A 16,203-nucleotide genomic window follows, 5' to 3' on the forward strand; every position below is an offset into this window, starting at 1 on the left:
GCGCCCGGTCATCGCCGCCGCAGCACGTCCACCAGACTGGTGAGGCTGTCCTGGCCGTGGCCGGCGGTGACGCCCCGGCGGAAGAGCTCCAGGGCGGCGGCGGGCAGCGTGTCGTCCACGCCGGACGCCCGCGTGGTGTGCAGGACGTGCTCCAGGCTCGCCACGCCCATGGAGATCCGGTCGACGTCGCCCTCGTGGTGGCCGGCGGCGATGCGCGGCGCGTAGAACTCCAGGAAGTAGCGCATGTCCATGGTCTTCACCGCGTGCGGCAGGAAGTCCTCCGCCGAGATCCCGTTGGCCTGCGCCACCGCCTGGCCGTGCAGGTAGCCGAGCAGCGCCGTCCAGAACATGTCGATCCCGATCTGGTAGTACAGCGCCGCCAGCCCGTGGTCCGCCCCGAGGTAGTCGATCCCGGTGAGCACCTCGAGGGCGGCCCGGTGCGCCTCGACGGCGTCCTCGGGGCCGCTGTAGTACGTCATGGCGTCCGGCGTGCCGATGCCCGGAGGCGGCACCTGGACGCCGCCGGTGATCTGCACGGCCCCGCGCTCCGCCAGCCACGCGGCGGCCCGGCGGGCCCTGTCGGGGGTGTCGGAGGTGAGGTTGACCAGGGTGCGCCCGGCCAGCGCGGACTCCGGCGCCTGCGCCAGGATGGCGTCCATCGCGTCGTAGTCGGTCAGGCTCAGCACCACCAGCTCGTTCGCGGTGAGCGCCGCCTGCACCGACTCCGCCCGCCGCGCGCCCTGCGCCACCAGCTCGCCGGCCCTGGCGGGCGTGCGGTTCCACACGGTCACGTCGTAACCGCCGCGCAGGTAGGCGGCAGCCATGGCGCTGCCCATGGGGCCGAGCCCGATCACGGTCACCGATTTCATCAGGGTTCTCCTCGTCGCTAGAACGAACGCTCTATCTAGAAAGGGACCGTAGCACACGATTAGAACGAACGCTCTATCCAGTAGGATGACGGTCATGCGAGAGATCGGCACCCGGGAGCGGATCGTCCGGACGACCTCACTCCTGATGCAGCGGCAGGGGTACGAGGCGACGGGCCTCAAGCAGATCTCCCAGGAGGCGCGGGCCACCCTGGGCTCGGTCTACCATTTCTTCCCCGGCGGGAAGCGGGAGCTGGCGGTCGAGGCGGTCCGCCACGGCGGCGCGGAGTTCGCCGAGTTCCTGCGCGCGGCCTTCGACCGGGAGGACGATCCGGCCGAGGCGATCGCCGCCTGCGCCCGCGACCTGGCGCGTGACCTGCGCGAGTCCGGCTGGCTCGACGGCTGCCCCGTCACCACCACGGCGCTGGAGAGCGCGGGCCGGGTGCCCGAGCTCCAGCAGGCCGCCGAGGAGGCCTACGAGCAGTGGCGCTCGCTGGTCCGCGACAAGCTCACGCGGTCCGGCTTCGCCGAGGACGTGGCGCGCGACCTCGCCCACAGCGTGATCAATCTGCTGGAGGGCGCGGAGCTGTCGGCGCAGGTGTCGCGGAGCGAGGCGCCGCTGGAGATCGCCGGCAGGCACCTCGCCCGGCTCATCGGCTCCTTCCGATGAGCCGGGCCCTCACGCCGGCTTCCTGAGCACCTCGGTGAGGGCCGAGATGCTGTGGTCGCCGTGGCCCGCCTCGGCCGCCCGCCGCACCAGGTCGTGCAGCGGGGCGAGCCAGGCCGTGTCGACGTTCGTCTCCTCGGTCAGCTCCGCGTCGTGGGCCGCGCCGGTGAGGAAGAGGTTCACGGAGGAGGCGGCGTCGGTGTAGTCGCCGCCGTCGATCTCGCGGGCGTAGACCGGCAGCAGGTCCTTGATCATGTCCAGCCACTTGCCGGCGAACCGGACCATCGAGCTCACCTCCAGCCCGCGCGCCTGGACGGCGGCGGCGCCCTGGAAGAAGCCGGTCAGGGCGGGCAGCAGCATGGCGCCCACCGCCATCTCGTACAGCGCGGCGAGGTCGCTGTCGCCGCCGAGGTGCACGGTGTCGCCGCCCAGCACCCTCAGCGTCGTCTCGAACTCCTCGAAGACGGACCTGTCGCCGCTGTAGTAGAGCAGGGTGTCCGGCGCGCCCACGGCGGAGGGCACGTTCTTGACCGCTCCGGCCAGGAACCGGGCGCCGAGGCCGCCCGCCCAGGCGGCCGTCTCACGCGCGCCGGCCGGGGAACCGCTGTTGAGCGTGACCAGCGCCCGCCCCCGGAGTCGCGCGGCGGCCGGCCCCAGGGCCGACCGGGTGTCGTCGAACGTGGTCAGGCAGGTGACGATCAGCGGGCTCGCCGCCACCGCGTCCCCGACGGACCGCGCGTGCGCGGCCCCCACGGCGACGAGGGGCGCGGCCTTGGCGGCCGTCCTGTTCCAGACGGTGGTCGGGTGCCCGGCCCGGGTGAAGGCCCCGGCCAGTGCCGTGCCCATCGAGCCCAGGCCGATGACGGTCACGGGTGTCGCGGTCATGTGCGTACTCCAGCCACAGAGATCGGGGAGAGGAGCCGCCGGCATCGGCGCGGCGGCCCGCGTCCATGCTGGCCGGAGCACTCGCATTCGATCAAGTACCTACTATTTCCCCGGGTACTGACAAGAATGTAAGTATGGGACGGTGAAGGAGACGAGGAAGCGCACGTTCACGTGCGGGCTCGACGCCGCCATCGCCGTCATGGGCGGCAAGTGGAAGGGGCTGATCCTCTTCGCGCTGCAGGACGGCCCCCTGCGCTTCGGTGAGCTGCGGCGCGCGGTCGCCGGCATCAGCGAGCGGGTGCTGATCTCGCAGCTGCGCGAGATGGAGACCACCGGGCTGCTGCACCGCGAGGTGTACCACCAGGTCCCGCCCAAGGTGGAGTACTCGCTCACTGGCTTCGGCCGGTCGCTCAACAGGGCGATGGCGCCGCTGGGCGAGTGGGGCGAGGAGCACATCGAGCGCATCGAGGGCATGCCCTGGGACGAGGTCAGGTGACAGGCGCGGCTCAGCGCACCTCCTGGATGCGGACCAGGTTGCCCGCGGGATCGCGGAAGGCGCAGTCGCGCACCCCGTACGGCTGATCCATCGGCTCCTGGACGACCTCCGCGCCGGCGGCCTGGACCTGCTCGAACGTGCTCTTGAGATCGCCGGTGGCCAGCAGGATCCAGCCGAAGGTGCCCTTGGCCATCATCTCCGCGACCATGCGCCGCTCGTCGTCGGTGATGCCGGGATCGGCGGCCGGCGGCGACAGCAGGATGGACGTGCCGGGCTGGCCGGCGGGGCCGACGGTGATCCAGCGCATCCTGCCGCGGCCGACGTCGCTGCGGACCTCGAAGCCGAGGGCGTCGCGGTAGAAGGCCAGGGACGCGTCCGGGTCGTCGTGCGGAAGAGACGTCGTGTGAATGGTGATGTCCATGACGTCACGTTAGCCGGGGCGCCGCGGCCTGCGCCGCTCTCCGCCTGATCGGCCGCGTCACCTGCTTGGCGACGCACGACGGCATGCCCGCGGTCGCGCGGGCCGCCTCCCGCCGGTAGACGGTCGGCGGCACGCCGACCAGCTCGGTGAAACGGGTGCTGAAGGTGCCCAGCGACGAGCAGCCGACCGCGAAGCAGACCTCGGTGACGGTGAGGTCGGCCCGGCGCAGCAGCGCCATCGCGCGCTCGATGCGGCGGGTCATCAGGTACGCGTACGGCGACTCGCCGTAGGCGCGCCGGAACTCGCGGCTGAGATGGCCGGCCGACATGTGCACGCCGCGGGCCAGCGCCTCGACGTCCAGCGGCCGCGCGTACTCCCGGTCGATCCGGTCCCGTACGCGGCGCAGCCGCGCGAGGTCGTTCAGGTGGTGAGCCGTGGCCAGGGCGCGGCTCCACGAGGGATGGCACATGCGGCTGACGGTACGTGCGGGCGCGCGGCCCGTGCTTCTCGATTCCTGACCGGTCGCGGGGCGCCGCCCGGACGCGGCGGGCAAGTGGGGAAAGCTCAGGACATGGACGAGCCCCCAGTCGATCGTGTCGGCGCGCAGTTGCACTTCACCGAGGGCACGGTGGCCTACGCCGGGCACTTCCTGCACGAGCGGCGGCACCCCGTGCACACGCACAGCTTCATCGAGGTGGTCATGGTGACCGGCGGCGAGGGCGTGCACGTGTCGCTGGCCGGTCGCCGCCCGCTGGCCGTCGGCGACGTCATCCTGCTCCGGCCGGGGGTCTGGCACGGCTACGAGGACTGCCGGCGGCTCGACGTGTACAACTGCTGCTTCTCCAGCGAGCTGTTGCGGCACGAGCTGGCCTGGGCCCGTGAGGATCCCCTGCTCAACCACCTGCTCTGGACCGGGCCCTACTCGCTGCAGCGCCGCGGGATGCTGACGGCCCGGCTGGGCCCGGCCGCCGTGGCCGAGTGCGCCGAGCCGCTGGATGCGCTGGACCGGTTACGGTTCCGGCCGCCGGGCCCGTACCGGAGCGAGATCATCGGGCGGCTCATCCAGTTCCTCGCCCGTCTGGCCCGGCTCGTGGACGGCGACGCCGGCGGGGCGTCCGCGGGGCACTGCCATCCGATGGTCGTGCGCGCCATGCGACTGCTGGAGGCCGAGCCGACGCATCCCTGGACGCTCGCGGAGCTGGCCGAGCGGCTGCACCTGAGCCGCGGCTATCTGGTGCGCCGGTTCAAGGCGGAGACCGGGCTGCCGCCGATGGCGTACCTGTCGCGGTTCCGGGTGGAGCGGGCGGCGGCCCTGCTGCTCCACAGCGATCAGTCCATCACGCAGATCGCCGAGGCCGTCGGCTGGCCGGACGCCAACAACTTCGCCCGCCGGTTCAGGGCGCACTACGGGATGAGCGCGTCGGCGTACCGGGCGAAGTTCAGCCGCACCGCGGTGCGGCTGAACTCGTGGGTCGCGGAGGAGGCGGGCTGAGGTCAGCGCAGCACGAACCGGTCCCGGAGGGTGGTGTCGAACGACGTGCCGACGCTGACGTGGTAGGCGCCCCTGGCCGTGGTCCACCTGCCGGTGGCGGCGTTCCAGTACTGCAGCAGGTGCAGGTCCGCGAGGTCCGCCGGGCTGAGGTCGATCCGCACGGTACGCGACTCGCCCGGCCGCAGGGTGACCTTCTGCCAGCCCAGCAGCCGCTTGGACGGCTCGTCCGCGGCGGCCGGCAGCTCGACGTAGGCCTGCGCCGTCTCGGTGCCGGCCCGTCCGCCGGTGTTCGTGAGGCGGAAGCTCACCCGCAGCCCGCCCCGCGCGGGCGTCACGTCGAGCCTGTCGTAGGCGAAGGTGGTGTAGGTGAGGCCGTGCCCGAACGGGAACAGCGGCTCGATGCCCTGGGCGGCGTACCAGCGGTAGCCGACCTGCAGTCCCTCGTCGTAGGCGACCTGCCGCGGCTCGGTGTTGCCCGGCGGGCGCACGACCGAGCCGTCGGAGAACGTGCCGGGGTAGCGTCGGGGGTCGCCGGCCGTCGGCAGGTCCGCCTCGGAGCGGGGGAAGGTGTGCGTCAGCTTGCCGGACGGCGCGGTGTCGCCCCACAGCAGCGCGGCGATCGCCGGGCCCATCTCCTCGCCGGCGTACCAGACCTCCAGCACGCCCTTGACCGCGTCCAGCCAGGGCATGAGGACGGGGCCGCCGGTCTGCAGCACGACCACGGTGTCGGGGTTGGCCGCGGCGACGGCCGAGACGAGGGCGTCTCCGCCGGCGTCCAGGGAGATGTCCGGCCGGTCGGCGAACTCGCCCTCGCGGTAGTGGCCGAACACGATGGCCACGTCGGCGGCGGCCGCGGTGGCCGCCGCGGCGGTGAGGTCGCCGCCGTCGGCGTAGGTGACGGTGGCGCCGGCGGCCTGGGCGCGGGCGGTGATGGCGTCGAGCGGGGCCTTGGCGGTGCAGGGGATGCCGGGCGCGGTGTGCAGGCAGACGCTGGAGGCGTCGATGTCGCCGGTGGCCGGGGTGTTGGCCGCCGTCGGGCCGATGACGGCGATCTTCCTGGCCGACCGGGTGAGCGGCAGCACGCCGTCGTTCTTCAGCAGGACCGATCCCCGCTCGGCCAGCTCGCGGGCCAGCGCCTGGCTCCGCGGGGTCGAGACGTCGGGGTCGGGAGCGCTCAGCCGCGGCACGTCGAACAGGCCGGAGGCGAGGTGGGCGCGCACGATCCGGTACGCGGCCTCGTCCACGTCGGCCTCGCTGAGCCGGCCCTGGGCGATCTGTTCCTTGATCGCCATCGGGGTCCAGTAGCGCCAGGCGTTGAGCTCCTGGTCCAGGCCGGCCCTGAGCGACGGCGGGTCCTGCGTAAGGTAGTGGCGCGCGCCGAAGTCGGTCACCACCCAGCCGTCGAAGCCGATCTCCCGCTTGAGTATCCGCCCGAGGAGCTGGTCGGAGCCGCACGCCCAGTCGTGGTCGACCTGGTTGAAGGAGCACATGACGGAGCCGACGTCGCCGCGGTCGATGGCGATCTCGTACGGGAGGGTGTAGATCTCGCGCAGCGTGCGGGCGTCCACGTTGGAGGAGCTGTTGTTCCTGTCGATCTCCTGCTCGTTGGCGACGAAGTGCTTGAGCTGGGCCTGCACCGGCTCGGCGGGGTTGGCGCCGACGCCCTCGCTGTACGCTCCGGCCATCAGCCCGGACAGCACCGGATCCTCGCCCAGGTACTCCGACGTGCGCCCGCTGCGCGGGTCGCGGCCGGAGGCGATGCCGGGGCCGAGCAGCACGTTGCGCTGTTTGCGCCAGGCCTCGTGCGCGATCGCGGCGCCCTTCTCGTGCGCCAGCGCCCGGTCCCAGGAGGACGACAGGGACACGTTGGCCGGGAAGACGGTCACCCCGGCGCCCGCGCCGGCGATCGCGGAGGGCGCGTCGGTGTACTGGATCACAGGGGTGCACGGCACCTGCGGCGGCATGGTGAAGGTGACGGGGACGAACTCGCCGGGCGGCAGCTCGCGCGGGGCGGCGGTGGTGAACGTGGTGCGCGCCGGGTCGTTGGCCGAGTGCTCGTCGAGCCAGCGGAGCTTCTGGTCCAGGGTGGAGGCGGCGAGCAGCGCGCGGGCCCGCCGCTCCGGTGACTTGGTCCGGTCCATCCACGGCACGCCGGCGCAGTCGTCGCGGACGGCAGCCGCGCCGGCGGAGGTCAGGTGCACTGCCGGCGCCAGGACCGCCAGCAGCGCCACGACCAGGGCGGCACGCGGTAAGTGAGGTGCTTTCACGTGGGGCCTTCCAGGCTGTGAGGGTTCGGCCAAGCCACATCCTGCGTCCCCTCCCGGCGGCCAGCTAGGCCGAGGTGCGCCAGAGCTAGCACGAAATGCACCCCTCGCGCGGCGGGCGGCTACGCTTCCGCCGGAGGCGCCGTGGAGCGGCGGGCCACGAGGGTCGGCGTGACGGAGAAGCGCACCGCGGCGGTGCGGCCGGCGATGCGTTCGAGCAGGAGCCGCCCGGCGGTCTTGCCCATGATGGCGCCGTCCTGGTCGATGCTGGTGAGCGCGACGTGGGCGAGGCCGGTGATGCGGGCGTTGTCGTAGCCGGCCACCGAGACGTCGCCGGGCACGCTCAGGCCCGCCTCGTGGATGGCGGCGAGCGCGCCGAAGGCGGCCTGGTCGGCGCCGGCGAAGACGGCGGTGGGGCGGGGGTCGCGGGCCAGCAGCTCGCGGGTGCCCTCGTAGCCGCCCTCCTCGGTGTAGGAGGTGGCGGCGATGGCGATGTGCCCGGCCAGGCCGTGCTCGGTCATGACCCGCTCGTAGGTCGTGGCCCTGATCGTGTGCAGCAGGGTCGCGGTGCGGCCGCCGAGGGCGTCCTTCTGGGTGATGTGCGCGATGCGGCGGTGGCCGAGCCCGATGAGGTGCTCCACCACCAGCTCGGCGCCGACCTCGTCGTCGTCGAGCACGCAGTCGTACAGGGCGGAGCGGTCGTGGCGGCCGAGCACCACGAGGGGGGTGTCCCTGGCCAGCTTCTCCAGCTGTGCCCTCGTGCAGACCGGGGCGACCCAGAGCACGCCGTCCACCTGCCGGTCCACCAGCGCGTCGCTCGCCCGGCGCTCGTCGGCGGGGTCGCGTCCGCCGCTCTGGACCATGATGGCCTGGTAGCCGCTGGCGGAGATCTCCTCGGTCAGGCCGTCGATGATGTCGGCGAAGAACGGGTTGCGGATGTGCGGCAGCAGCACGCCGATGGTGAAGGTGCGCCCGCGCATGGCCCGGGCGGCGTGGTGCGGGCGGTAGCCGAGCTCGTCGATGGCGGCCTGCACCTTGGCCCGCATCGCCTCGCTGACGCCGTAGGCGTTGCGCAGCACTTTCGACACCGCGGTGGTGGACACCTGGGCGTGCCGGGCCACGTCCGTGATCGTCACCCTGCGCTGCCGGTCTCGTGTGACCATGTGCCGCCTCTCCTCGTCCCGACGACGCCAGATTGTACGGATCCGCCGCTCCCGGCGCGATGGGTAACGTTACCCAGCCCTGCCGAACAACCTCCGAAGCAGCATCCCCTCCGACGCCAGTAACGATGGGAAACCGTTACCCATCGAACCTCTTGACGGTCGGCGGGGTTACGCCTACGTTAACTCGCATCGGGGGGCGCTTAAAACGTTTCAACGAACCCGGAGGGGCGTTGTGAAGACCTCGCACCGCATGACAGGAACGGCCCTGGCCGTTCTCGCGATGGCGGCTCTGACCTCGTGCGGCTCCGGCACCGGCGCCGAGCCGGCGGCCGACGGCACGACCACACTGAAGTTCCTCATCGACAACAGCCAGGCCACGGTGGACACCGCCAAGGCGCTCACGGACGCCTTCATGAAGGCCAATCCGACCATCAAGGTGGAGACGGAGACACGGCCGGGCGGCAGCGAGGGCGACAATATCGTCAAGACCCGGTTGTCCACGGGCGACATGTCAGATGTGTTCTGGTACAACTCCGGGTCGCTGCTCCAGGCGCTCAATCCGGCCCAGACCATGGTGGACCTGACCGGCGACCCGGTGCTGCAGAACGTGCAGAAGGACTTCCTGCCCGTGGTGAGCCAGGCCGGCAAGGCCTACGGTGTGCCCGCCGGCACGGCCATGGGCGGCGGCATCCTCTACAACCGCAAGGTCTACGAGCAGCTCAAGCTGGAGGTGCCGAAGACCTGGGCCGACTTCATGGCCAACAACGACAAGATCAAGGCGGCCGGGATCGCCCCGGTGATCGGCACCTTCAAGGACACCTGGACCTCGCAGCTCTTCGTCCTCGGCGACTACTACAACGTGCAGGCCGCGGTGCCGAGCTTCGCGCAGGACTACACGGCCAACCAGGCGAAGTTCTCGACCACCCCCGCGGCCATGGCCGGGTTCGACCACCTGGCCGAGGTGCACGCCAAGGGTCACATGCAGGAGGGCTTCGGCTCGGCCACCAACGACCAGGGCATGAAGATGCTGGTCGAGGGCAAGGGCGCGCACTACCCGATGCTGAGCGCCCAGCTCCCGCCGCTGGTGGCCACCATGCCGCAGGCCGCCACCGACGTGGGCTTCTTCGGCATCCCCGGCGCCGACGCGGCCAAGAACGGAGCCACGATCTGGGAACCGGCCGGCATCTACATCCCCAAAACGTCGGAGAACGTGGACGCGGCCAAGAAGTTCCTGGCCTTCGTCGCCTCACCGGCGGGAGCCGAGGCGACCAACAAGGCCGTCCAGCCGGCCGGTCCGTTCCGGATCCAGGGGGCCAAGCTGCCCGAAGACGCCATTCAGGTGGCCAAGGACCTTCAGGTGTACGTGGACGAGGGCCGCACGGCGCCGGCGCTGGAGTTCGTCTCCCCGGTCAAGGGCCCGTCGCTGGAGCAGATCACCGTCGCCGTCGGCTCCGGCCTGACGCCGCCCGCCGAGGGCGCCGCCCAGTACGACAAGGACGTGGAGAAGCAGGCCAAGCAGCTGGGGCTGGCAGGGTGGTGACCAGGCAGGACGCCGGGCCCCGCACGGGGCCCGGCCCGGCACCGGGGCCGGGCCATGCCCGCGTCTCCCGCCGCAGGCGCGACTCGGCCTACCCGTACGCGCTGTACCTGCCGGCCGCCGTCGTGTTCGTGGTCATCTTCCTGGTGCCGACGGCGATGGCGTTCTACTTCGCCCTCACCCGCTGGACGCTGTTCGACAGCGAGTTCGTCGGCCTGCAGAACTTCCGCGACTTCCTCGCCGAGCAGAACCTGCGCATCGGCTTCCAGAACACCATCGTCTACGCCGTCCTCACCAGCGGCCTGAAGGTCGTCCTCGGCCTCCTGCTCGGCGTCCTGCTCACCAGCAGACTCCGGCTGCGCGGCTTCCTGCGCTCGGTGGTCTTCTTCCCGACGCTCGTCTCCACCGTGGCCGTCGGCATCACCTTCGCCATGCTGCTCAAGCCGCAGACCGGCCTGGTCAACCAGGCTCTCGCGCTGGTCGGCGTCGACGGCCGCGACTGGCTCGGCGACGCCACCACCGCGTTGCTGTCGGTCGCGCTCGTGGACGTGTGGAAGGGCGTCGGCCTGGCCACCGTCATCTACATCGCCGGCATCATGTCCATCCCGACCGAGTACTACCAGGCCGTCGCCGTCGACGGCGGCGGCGCCTGGCACCGCTTCCGCCACGTCACCCTGCCGCTGTCGTGGCCGGCGACCTACTCGGTGATCATCCTGTCCTTCATCGGCGGCCTGCGCTCCTTCGACCTCATCTGGACGATGACCCGCGGCGGCCCCGGCTTCACCAGCGACACCATCGCCTCCATCATCTACAAGCAGTACCAGGCCGGCTTCTTCGGCCTGTCCACCGCCGGCAACGTGATCCTCTTCATCGTCGTCACGGTCATCGCCGTGCCGCTCAACTACTACCTGGGCAAGAGGCAGGTGGCCGCATGAAGGCACTGCGCAGGCTGAGCGGGGAAGCCGTCGTGCTGCTCCTGGCCACCGTGATCTTCCTGGTGCCGTTCGCGCTCATGCTGCTGACCGCCGTCAAGGACCAGACGCAGGCCATCGACCTCGACTTCGCCTGGCCGACGAGCTGGCCGGTCGTCGAGAACTTCATGGCCGTGATCGAGGCCCGCGACTACGTGCTGTTGCGCGCCTACGTCAACAGCACGATCATCACCGTCGCCTCGGTCGCCCTGCTGGTCGTCTTCGGCGCCATGGCCGCGTTCGTGTTGCAGCGCCGGCCCGGCAGGGTGGCCAGGCTGGCGGACTTCCTGGTGCTGTCCGGGCTGATCATCCCGCCCGCGGTGGTGCCGACCATCTGGCTGCTGCAGGCGATCGGCCTGTTCAAGACGCTGCCCGGGATGATCCTGGCCGAGGTGGCCTTCCACCTGTCGTTCGCGATGCTGCTGTTCCGCGCGTTCATCGCGGCGATCCCGCGCGAGCTCGACGAGGCCGCCCAGATCGACGGGTGCAGCGGCTTCCGGCTGTTCTTCCGGGTGATCTTCCCGCTGCTGCGGCCGGTGACCATCACGGTCATCCTGGTCAGCTCCGTGAACATCTTCAACGACTTCGTCAACCCGCTCTACCTGCTGCCCGGCGACGAGAACGCCACCGTGCAGGTCACCCTCTACAACTTCCAGAGCCAGTACAACACGCAGTGGAACCTGCTGTTCATGGACATCGTCCTGATCACCATCCCGCCGCTGCTGCTGTTCGTCTTCTTCAACCGCAAGATCGTCGCCGGCATGACCGCCGGCGCCATCAAGGGCTAAGGAGCGCCTTGCTGAACATCACCGCGCCTGCTTTCGAACACCACTCCGAGCCGCTCGGCATCGGCGAGAGCGGGCCCCGCCTGTCCTGGACCGTCACCACCGACACTCCCGGCTGGACGCAGGCCGCCTACGAGATCGAGCTCGGCGACGGCACCGGCACCGGCCGCGTCGAGTCCGCGGAGTCGGTGCTGGTGCCCTGGCCGGGCACGCCGCTGGGCTCGCGCGAGCGGCGCGGCGCCCGGGTGCGGGTGTTCGGCGCCGACGGCTCGGCCTGCGACTGGAGCCCCTGGTCGTACGTGGAGGCGGGGCTGCTGGAGCCGGCCGACTGGCAGGCCTCGGCCGCCGCCCCGCCGCTGGAGCTGCTGGGCGTGCCCGACGGGCCCGCGCTGCTGCTGCGCCGCGACTTCACCCTGCGCGGACCGGTCGAGCGCGCCCGCCTCTACATCACCGCGCAGGGCGTCTTCGAGGCCGAGCTCAACGGCCGCGTGGTCGGCGACGACGTGCTGGCCCCCGGCTGGACCAGCTACGGCCACCGCCTGCGCTACCGCACCCACGACGTCACCGGCCTGCTCCAGGAGGGCCGCAACGCCATCGGCGCCACCCTCGCCGACGGCTGGTGGCGCGGCAGGATCGGCTTCCTCGGCGGCAAGACCGACCTCTACGGCGACCGCACCGCCCTCATCGCCCAACTGGAGATCACCTACGCCGACGGCACCACGGACGTCGTGGTCACCGACGGGTCCTGGCGCTGCGCCACCGGCCCGGTCACCGCCGCCAGCCTGTACGACGGCGAGAAGCACGACGCCCGCCTGGAGCCTGCGGGCTGGTCCGAGCCCGGCTTCGACGACTCGGCCTGGCTGCCCGCCGACGCCCTCCCCCACGACCCCGCCCTGCTCGTCGCCCCGACCGGCCCGCCCGTGCGCCGCACCCAGACGCTGGCCCCGATCGAGGTGCTGACCGGCCCGTCCGGTGAGACGATCCTCGACTTCGGCCAGAACATCGCCGGGCGGCTGCGCATCCGCGTCCAGGGCCCGGCCGGGCACACCGTCACCCTGCGCCACGCCGAGGTCCTGGAACACGGCGCCCTCGCCCTGCGTCCGCTGCGTGACGCCGCCGCGCTCGACCGGTACACGCTGCGCGGCGACGCCGGGCCCGAGACGTTCGAGCCGCGCTTCACCACGCACGGCTTCCGCTACGTCCAGCTCGACGGCTGGCCCGGCGACTTCGACCCGGCCGACGTCCAGGCGGTCGTCTGCCACACCGACATGCGGGCCATCGGCACCTTCGAGTGCTCCGACCCGCTGCTCAACCGCCTGCACGACAACGTCCGCTGGAGCATGCGCGGCAACTACGTCGACCTGCCCACCGACTGCCCGCAACGCGACGAACGCCTCGGCTGGACCGGCGACCTCCAGGTCTTCGCCCCCACCGCCGCCTTCCTCTACGACTGCGCGGGCCCGCTGACCTCGTGGCTCGCCGATCTGGCCGCCGAGCAGGCCGAGCACGGCACCGTGCCGCACTACGTGCCCTGGGTGCCGCTGGCGTTCGGCGTCTCGCCCACCGCCGCCTGGGGTGACGCCGCCGTGCTCGTCCCCTGGACGTTGTACCAGCGCACCGGCGACCTCGGCCTGCTGGAGCGCCAGTACCCCAGCATGAGCGCGTGGGTGGACGAGGTCGCCTCGCTCACCCGGGACCACCTGTGGGACGAGGGCTTCCAGTTCGGCGACTGGCTCGACCCCGCCGCTCCCCCGGACCAGCCCGGCAAGGCCCGCACCGACCACGCGCTCGTCGCCACCGCCTGCCACGCCTGGACCGCGCGGGTCGTGGCGGACACGGCGGCCCTGCTCGGCCGCTCCGCGGACGCGGCCCGCTACGCCGAACTGGCCTCGCGCGTGCGCGCGGCCTTCCGCCGCGAGTTCGTCACCCCGTCGGGACGGCTGGCCTGCGACACCCAGACGGCCTACGCCCTGGCCCTCACCCTCGACCTCCTGGACGGCCCCGAACAGCGCGAACGCGCCGGGCGGCGGCTGGTGCAGCTCGTCGCCGCCGACGACCACCGCATCGGCACCGGCTTCGTCGGCACCCCGCTCATCTGCGACGCCCTCTGCTCCGTCGGCGCGTACGACACCGCCTACACCCTGCTGCTGCAGCGCGAATGCCCGTCGTGGCTGTATCCGGTCACCATGGGCGCCACCACCATCTGGGAGCGCTGGGACAGCCTCCTGCCCGACGGCACCGTCAACCCCGGCGAGATGACCTCCTTCAACCACTACGCCCTCGGCGCCGTGGCCGACTTCCTGCATCGCACCGTCGCCGGCCTCGCCCCGGCCGAGCCCGGCTACCGCCGCCTGCGCATCGCCCCCCGTCCCGGCGGCGGCCTCACCCACGCCGCCGCCTCCCTCGACACGCCCTACGGGCCCGCCTCGGTCTCCTGGAGCAGGAAGGACGGCGCCCTGACCGTCACCGCGACCGTTCCCCCGGGCACGACCGCGGAGGTGGACCTGCCCGGCGCCACCACGCAGGAGGTGGGGGCCGGAAGTCACACCTTCGAGGTCGCCGGCTGAAGGGCCTGAGCCGGCAGGGCGCTCCGAGGCGGGCGCCCTGCCGCCCTACAGTGTGCGCGAGCCCGCGGCCCCCACCAGCGTGGGGAGGACCTGGTGCAGGCCGGTGGTGTCGGTGCCGGTCCAGGCGATGTAGCCGTCGGGGCGGATGAGCGTCAGCGGGCTGCCGTGGGTGGCGGGGGTGGCGGGGGTGGCGGTGTGGACGCGGTCGTGCCAGCCGCTCAGGTCGGGGTGGCCGGTCGGGTCGGGGTGGCCGGTCGGGTCGGGGTGGCCGGTCGGGTGGGGGTGGCCGGTCGGGTCGGTGATGAGGACGAAGCGGCGGTGGCGGAGTGCTTCGTACAGGCGGCTGCCGCCGGTCAGGGGCTGGTCGGCGGCGCGGGTGCCGGTCTGGCCGGGGGCGCCGTGCGGGGCGGGGTAGTGGTAGCCGATGCCGCTGAGCTGCCCGGTGATCTTCTCGCGGATGGCGGGCAGGGACAGCGCGCGGCGGGCGGCGAAGCCGCGCAGGGCCCGCCCGGCGGCTGATTCGATCATCGCGGCGCGGATGATGGCGCCGCTGCTGCGCAGCACCGACCGGCCGATGGGGTGGCGTTCGCGGTGGTAGCCGTCCAGCAGTTGCTGTGGCGCGCCGCCGCGCACCACGGCGGCCAGCCGCCAGCTCAGGTTCGCCGCGTCCTGCAGGCCGGTGTTCATGCCCTGCCCACCGGCCGGGGAGTGCACGTGCGCGGCGTCCCCGGCCAGGAACACCCGCCCGATCCGGTAGTGCGGCACCTGCCGCTCGTCGCTGTGGAAACGCGACAGCCAGCGCGGCTCGTGCATGCCGAAGTCGCTGCCCAGCGCCCGCCGGGTCACCTCCCGCAGCTCCGCCAGCTCCAGCGGCACGTCATCGGGCACCGAGCGGCGCCGGTCCCAGGCGAAGACGCGGTAGAAGCCGTCACCGAACGGCGCGATGAACGCGAAGGCGTCCCCCACCCCGTTGACGGTCAGCAGCCCGGCCGGCGGCTCGGCCACCCGCACATCCCCTAGCATGATCGACTTCAGCACCGACTTGCCCGGGAACGGCAGCCCCAGCGCCTGCCGCACCACGCTGTGGTAGCCGTCACAGCCCACCACGAACCCGGCCCGGAACTCCCCCGCCCCGGTGGCGACGCTCACCCCGGCCGCGTCCTGGGCCACCGCCCGCACCCCGGCCCCGTACACGATCTCCACCCCCGCCGCCAGCGCCCGCTCCAGCAGCAGCCGCTCCACGTTGTACTGCGGCGTGATCAGCAGGAACGGAAACCGGCTCGGCAACGCCCCCAGATCCACCTCCACCCGCTCGAACAACCGCACCTTCCGCAACACCGCCCCCATCGGCACCAGCCGATCGGCCAGCCCCCGCGCGTCCAGCTGCTCCAGCGTCCGCGCGTGCACCCCGAACGCCCGCGACAGATTCGACACCCCGCCCTCACGGCGCTCCAGCACCGTGACCGCCACCCCCGACTCCGCCAGATCCCCGGCCAGCAACAACCCGGTCGGCCCCGCCCCGACCACGATCACCTCGGACATGTCCTGTCTCCTCAGTAGTAGGCGCGCATGAGTTCGGTCGCCCAGGCCGGCTGGACGGTCTCGCCCTGCGGGCCGAACTCGGCCATGTAGGGCTTGACGTCCAGGACCGGGGTGCCGTCGATGGCGTCCAGCCCGCGTACGCGCAGGTCGAGCCCTTCCACGGCGAGCAGCCGGCAGCGCGAGACGCCCAGCCGGTTCGGGCGGTTCTTGCCCCGTTGAGCGAAGATGCCGACCTCCGGCCAGTCCGGGTTCCCCCGGGGACGGCGGGCGGAGGTGTGCACCTCGGACGGATCCACCCGATGGAACTGGAACAGCACCTCCAGATGCGAGAACGCGTCCAGCCCGGCGACGCTGCCGGGCCCGAAGCGGGTGCCGTCGAGGCGGATGAGCGCCTCCTCGGTGTTCCAGTCGTCGTCGAACGCTTCCGTCCGCCCGCCGACGACCGTTCCCACGGCCTCGACGATGATCGGCTCCATGGTGATCCTCCGTGTCTCCTGAGCTGCGCTTCCTGACAGTAGGGCGCGCGGCTTCCGGCCGGATCAGTCAC

Annotated in this window: 15 protein-coding genes; 7 read left to right on the forward strand and 8 right to left on the reverse strand. The window is 72.2% G+C overall.

What is annotated here, in order from left to right; all coding sequences use genetic code 11:
* Positions 1-8 precede the first annotated feature (8 nt).
* Positions 9-869 (reverse strand): NAD(P)-dependent oxidoreductase, encoded by an 861-nt coding sequence (locus HD597_RS24345; RefSeq protein ID WP_253745011.1) that lies wholly within the window; start codon positions 867-869, stop codon positions 9-11.
* 94 nt (positions 870-963) lie between these two features.
* On the opposite strand from HD597_RS24345, the gene HD597_RS24350 reads away from it, so the two are divergent.
* Positions 964-1,536, forward strand: coding sequence for a TetR/AcrR family transcriptional regulator (locus tag HD597_RS24350; protein WP_253745012.1), 573 nt, complete (start codon positions 964-966; stop codon positions 1,534-1,536).
* A 9-nt stretch (positions 1,537-1,545) separates the two neighbouring features.
* On the opposite strand, the gene HD597_RS24355 is transcribed toward HD597_RS24350, so the two are convergent.
* Positions 1,546-2,418: an NAD(P)-dependent oxidoreductase gene (locus HD597_RS24355; RefSeq protein ID WP_253745013.1), complete on the reverse strand. Its 873-nt coding sequence runs from the start codon at positions 2,416-2,418 to the stop codon at positions 1,546-1,548.
* A gap of 142 nt (positions 2,419-2,560) precedes the next feature.
* Here HD597_RS24355 and HD597_RS24360 point away from each other — a divergent pair, with 142 nt between their 5' ends.
* Positions 2,561-2,914, forward strand: a complete 354-nt coding sequence (locus HD597_RS24360; RefSeq protein ID WP_308210688.1) for a winged helix-turn-helix transcriptional regulator — start codon at positions 2,561-2,563, stop codon at positions 2,912-2,914.
* 10 nt (positions 2,915-2,924) lie between these two features.
* Here HD597_RS24360 and HD597_RS24365 read toward each other — a convergent pair whose 3' ends face one another.
* Together HD597_RS24365 and HD597_RS24370 are read right to left on the reverse strand one after the other, a co-directional pair.
* A complete protein-coding gene (locus tag HD597_RS24365) occupies positions 2,925-3,335 on the reverse strand; it encodes a VOC family protein (RefSeq protein WP_253745014.1) in 411 nt (136 codons plus the stop codon).
* Between the two features lie 4 nt (positions 3,336-3,339).
* Positions 3,340-3,804, reverse strand: a complete 465-nt coding sequence (locus HD597_RS24370; protein WP_253745015.1) for a helix-turn-helix transcriptional regulator — start codon at positions 3,802-3,804, stop codon at positions 3,340-3,342.
* A 102-nt stretch (positions 3,805-3,906) separates the two neighbouring features.
* Between HD597_RS24370 and HD597_RS24375 the strand changes: the two genes are divergently transcribed.
* On the forward strand, positions 3,907-4,827 hold the full coding sequence (locus HD597_RS24375) for a helix-turn-helix domain-containing protein (RefSeq protein ID WP_253745016.1): 921 nt from the start codon (positions 3,907-3,909) through the stop codon (positions 4,825-4,827).
* Between the two features lie 2 nt (positions 4,828-4,829).
* On the opposite strand, the gene HD597_RS24380 is transcribed toward HD597_RS24375, so the two are convergent.
* Both HD597_RS24380 and HD597_RS24385 read right to left on the reverse strand, forming a co-directional pair.
* Entirely contained in the window at positions 4,830-7,094 is a 2,265-nt protein-coding gene (locus tag HD597_RS24380; RefSeq protein WP_253745017.1) for a beta-glucosidase, read from the reverse strand.
* 119 nt (positions 7,095-7,213) lie between these two features.
* Entirely contained in the window at positions 7,214-8,254 is a 1,041-nt protein-coding gene (locus HD597_RS24385) for a LacI family DNA-binding transcriptional regulator (protein ID WP_253745018.1), read from the reverse strand.
* A gap of 250 nt (positions 8,255-8,504) precedes the next feature.
* On the opposite strand from HD597_RS24385, the gene HD597_RS24390 reads away from it, so the two are divergent.
* Genes HD597_RS24390 through HD597_RS24405 form a run of 4 tightly spaced genes read left to right on the forward strand, consistent with a single transcriptional unit; the run spans position 8,505 to position 14,114 of the window.
* Complete coding sequence (locus tag HD597_RS24390) at positions 8,505-9,794, forward strand: ABC transporter substrate-binding protein (RefSeq protein WP_253745019.1); 1,290 nt, start codon at positions 8,505-8,507, stop codon at positions 9,792-9,794.
* Entirely contained in the window at positions 9,791-10,726 is a 936-nt protein-coding gene (locus HD597_RS24395; RefSeq protein WP_253745020.1) for a carbohydrate ABC transporter permease, read from the forward strand. The genes HD597_RS24390 and HD597_RS24395 overlap by 4 nt, the downstream gene beginning before the upstream one ends.
* Positions 10,723-11,550 (forward strand): carbohydrate ABC transporter permease, encoded by an 828-nt coding sequence (locus HD597_RS24400; protein WP_253745021.1) that lies wholly within the window; start codon positions 10,723-10,725, stop codon positions 11,548-11,550. Before HD597_RS24395 ends, HD597_RS24400 begins: the two co-directional genes overlap by 4 nt.
* A gap of 8 nt (positions 11,551-11,558) precedes the next feature.
* Positions 11,559-14,114: a glycoside hydrolase family 78 protein gene (locus tag HD597_RS24405; RefSeq protein ID WP_253745022.1), complete on the forward strand. Its 2,556-nt coding sequence runs from the start codon at positions 11,559-11,561 to the stop codon at positions 14,112-14,114.
* Between the two features lie 45 nt (positions 14,115-14,159).
* Here the strand turns inward: HD597_RS24405 and HD597_RS24410 are convergent, their stop codons facing one another.
* Both HD597_RS24410 and HD597_RS24415 read right to left on the reverse strand, forming a co-directional pair.
* Positions 14,160-15,656: an FAD-dependent monooxygenase gene (locus tag HD597_RS24410; RefSeq protein ID WP_253745023.1), complete on the reverse strand. Its 1,497-nt coding sequence runs from the start codon at positions 15,654-15,656 to the stop codon at positions 14,160-14,162.
* 11 nt (positions 15,657-15,667) lie between these two features.
* Complete coding sequence (locus tag HD597_RS24415; RefSeq protein WP_253745024.1) at positions 15,668-16,132, reverse strand: SAM-dependent methyltransferase; 465 nt, start codon at positions 16,130-16,132, stop codon at positions 15,668-15,670.
* Between the last annotated feature and the right edge of the window lie 71 nt (positions 16,133-16,203).

It is taken from the genome of Nonomuraea thailandensis (genome assembly GCF_024172165.1).
GTDB classification, from domain to species: domain Bacteria; phylum Actinomycetota; class Actinomycetes; order Streptosporangiales; family Streptosporangiaceae; genus Nonomuraea; species Nonomuraea thailandensis.

Coding starts and splice junctions, on each gene's coding strand:
- HD597_RS24400 (WP_253745021.1), top strand. CDS start 10,723: ATGAAGGCACTGCGCAGGCTGAGCGGGGAAGCCGTCGTGCTGCTCCTG.
- HD597_RS24375 (WP_253745016.1), top strand. CDS start 3,907: ATGGACGAGCCCCCAGTCGATCGTGTCGGCGCGCAGTTGCACTTCACC.
- HD597_RS24350 (WP_253745012.1), top strand. CDS start 964: ATGCGAGAGATCGGCACCCGGGAGCGGATCGTCCGGACGACCTCACTC.
- HD597_RS24390 (WP_253745019.1), top strand. CDS start 8,505: ATGACAGGAACGGCCCTGGCCGTTCTCGCGATGGCGGCTCTGACCTCG.
- HD597_RS24385 (WP_253745018.1), bottom strand. CDS start 8,254: ATGGTCACACGAGACCGGCAGCGCAGGGTGACGATCACGGACGTGGCC.
- HD597_RS24355 (WP_253745013.1), bottom strand. CDS start 2,418: ATGACCGCGACACCCGTGACCGTCATCGGCCTGGGCTCGATGGGCACG.
- HD597_RS24370 (WP_253745015.1), bottom strand. CDS start 3,804: ATGTGCCATCCCTCGTGGAGCCGCGCCCTGGCCACGGCTCACCACCTG.
- HD597_RS24410 (WP_253745023.1), bottom strand. CDS start 15,656: ATGTCCGAGGTGATCGTGGTCGGGGCGGGGCCGACCGGGTTGTTGCTG.
- HD597_RS24345 (WP_253745011.1), bottom strand. CDS start 869: ATGAAATCGGTGACCGTGATCGGGCTCGGCCCCATGGGCAGCGCCATG.
- HD597_RS24415 (WP_253745024.1), bottom strand. CDS start 16,132: ATGGAGCCGATCATCGTCGAGGCCGTGGGAACGGTCGTCGGCGGGCGG.
- HD597_RS24365 (WP_253745014.1), bottom strand. CDS start 3,335: ATGGACATCACCATTCACACGACGTCTCTTCCGCACGACGACCCGGAC.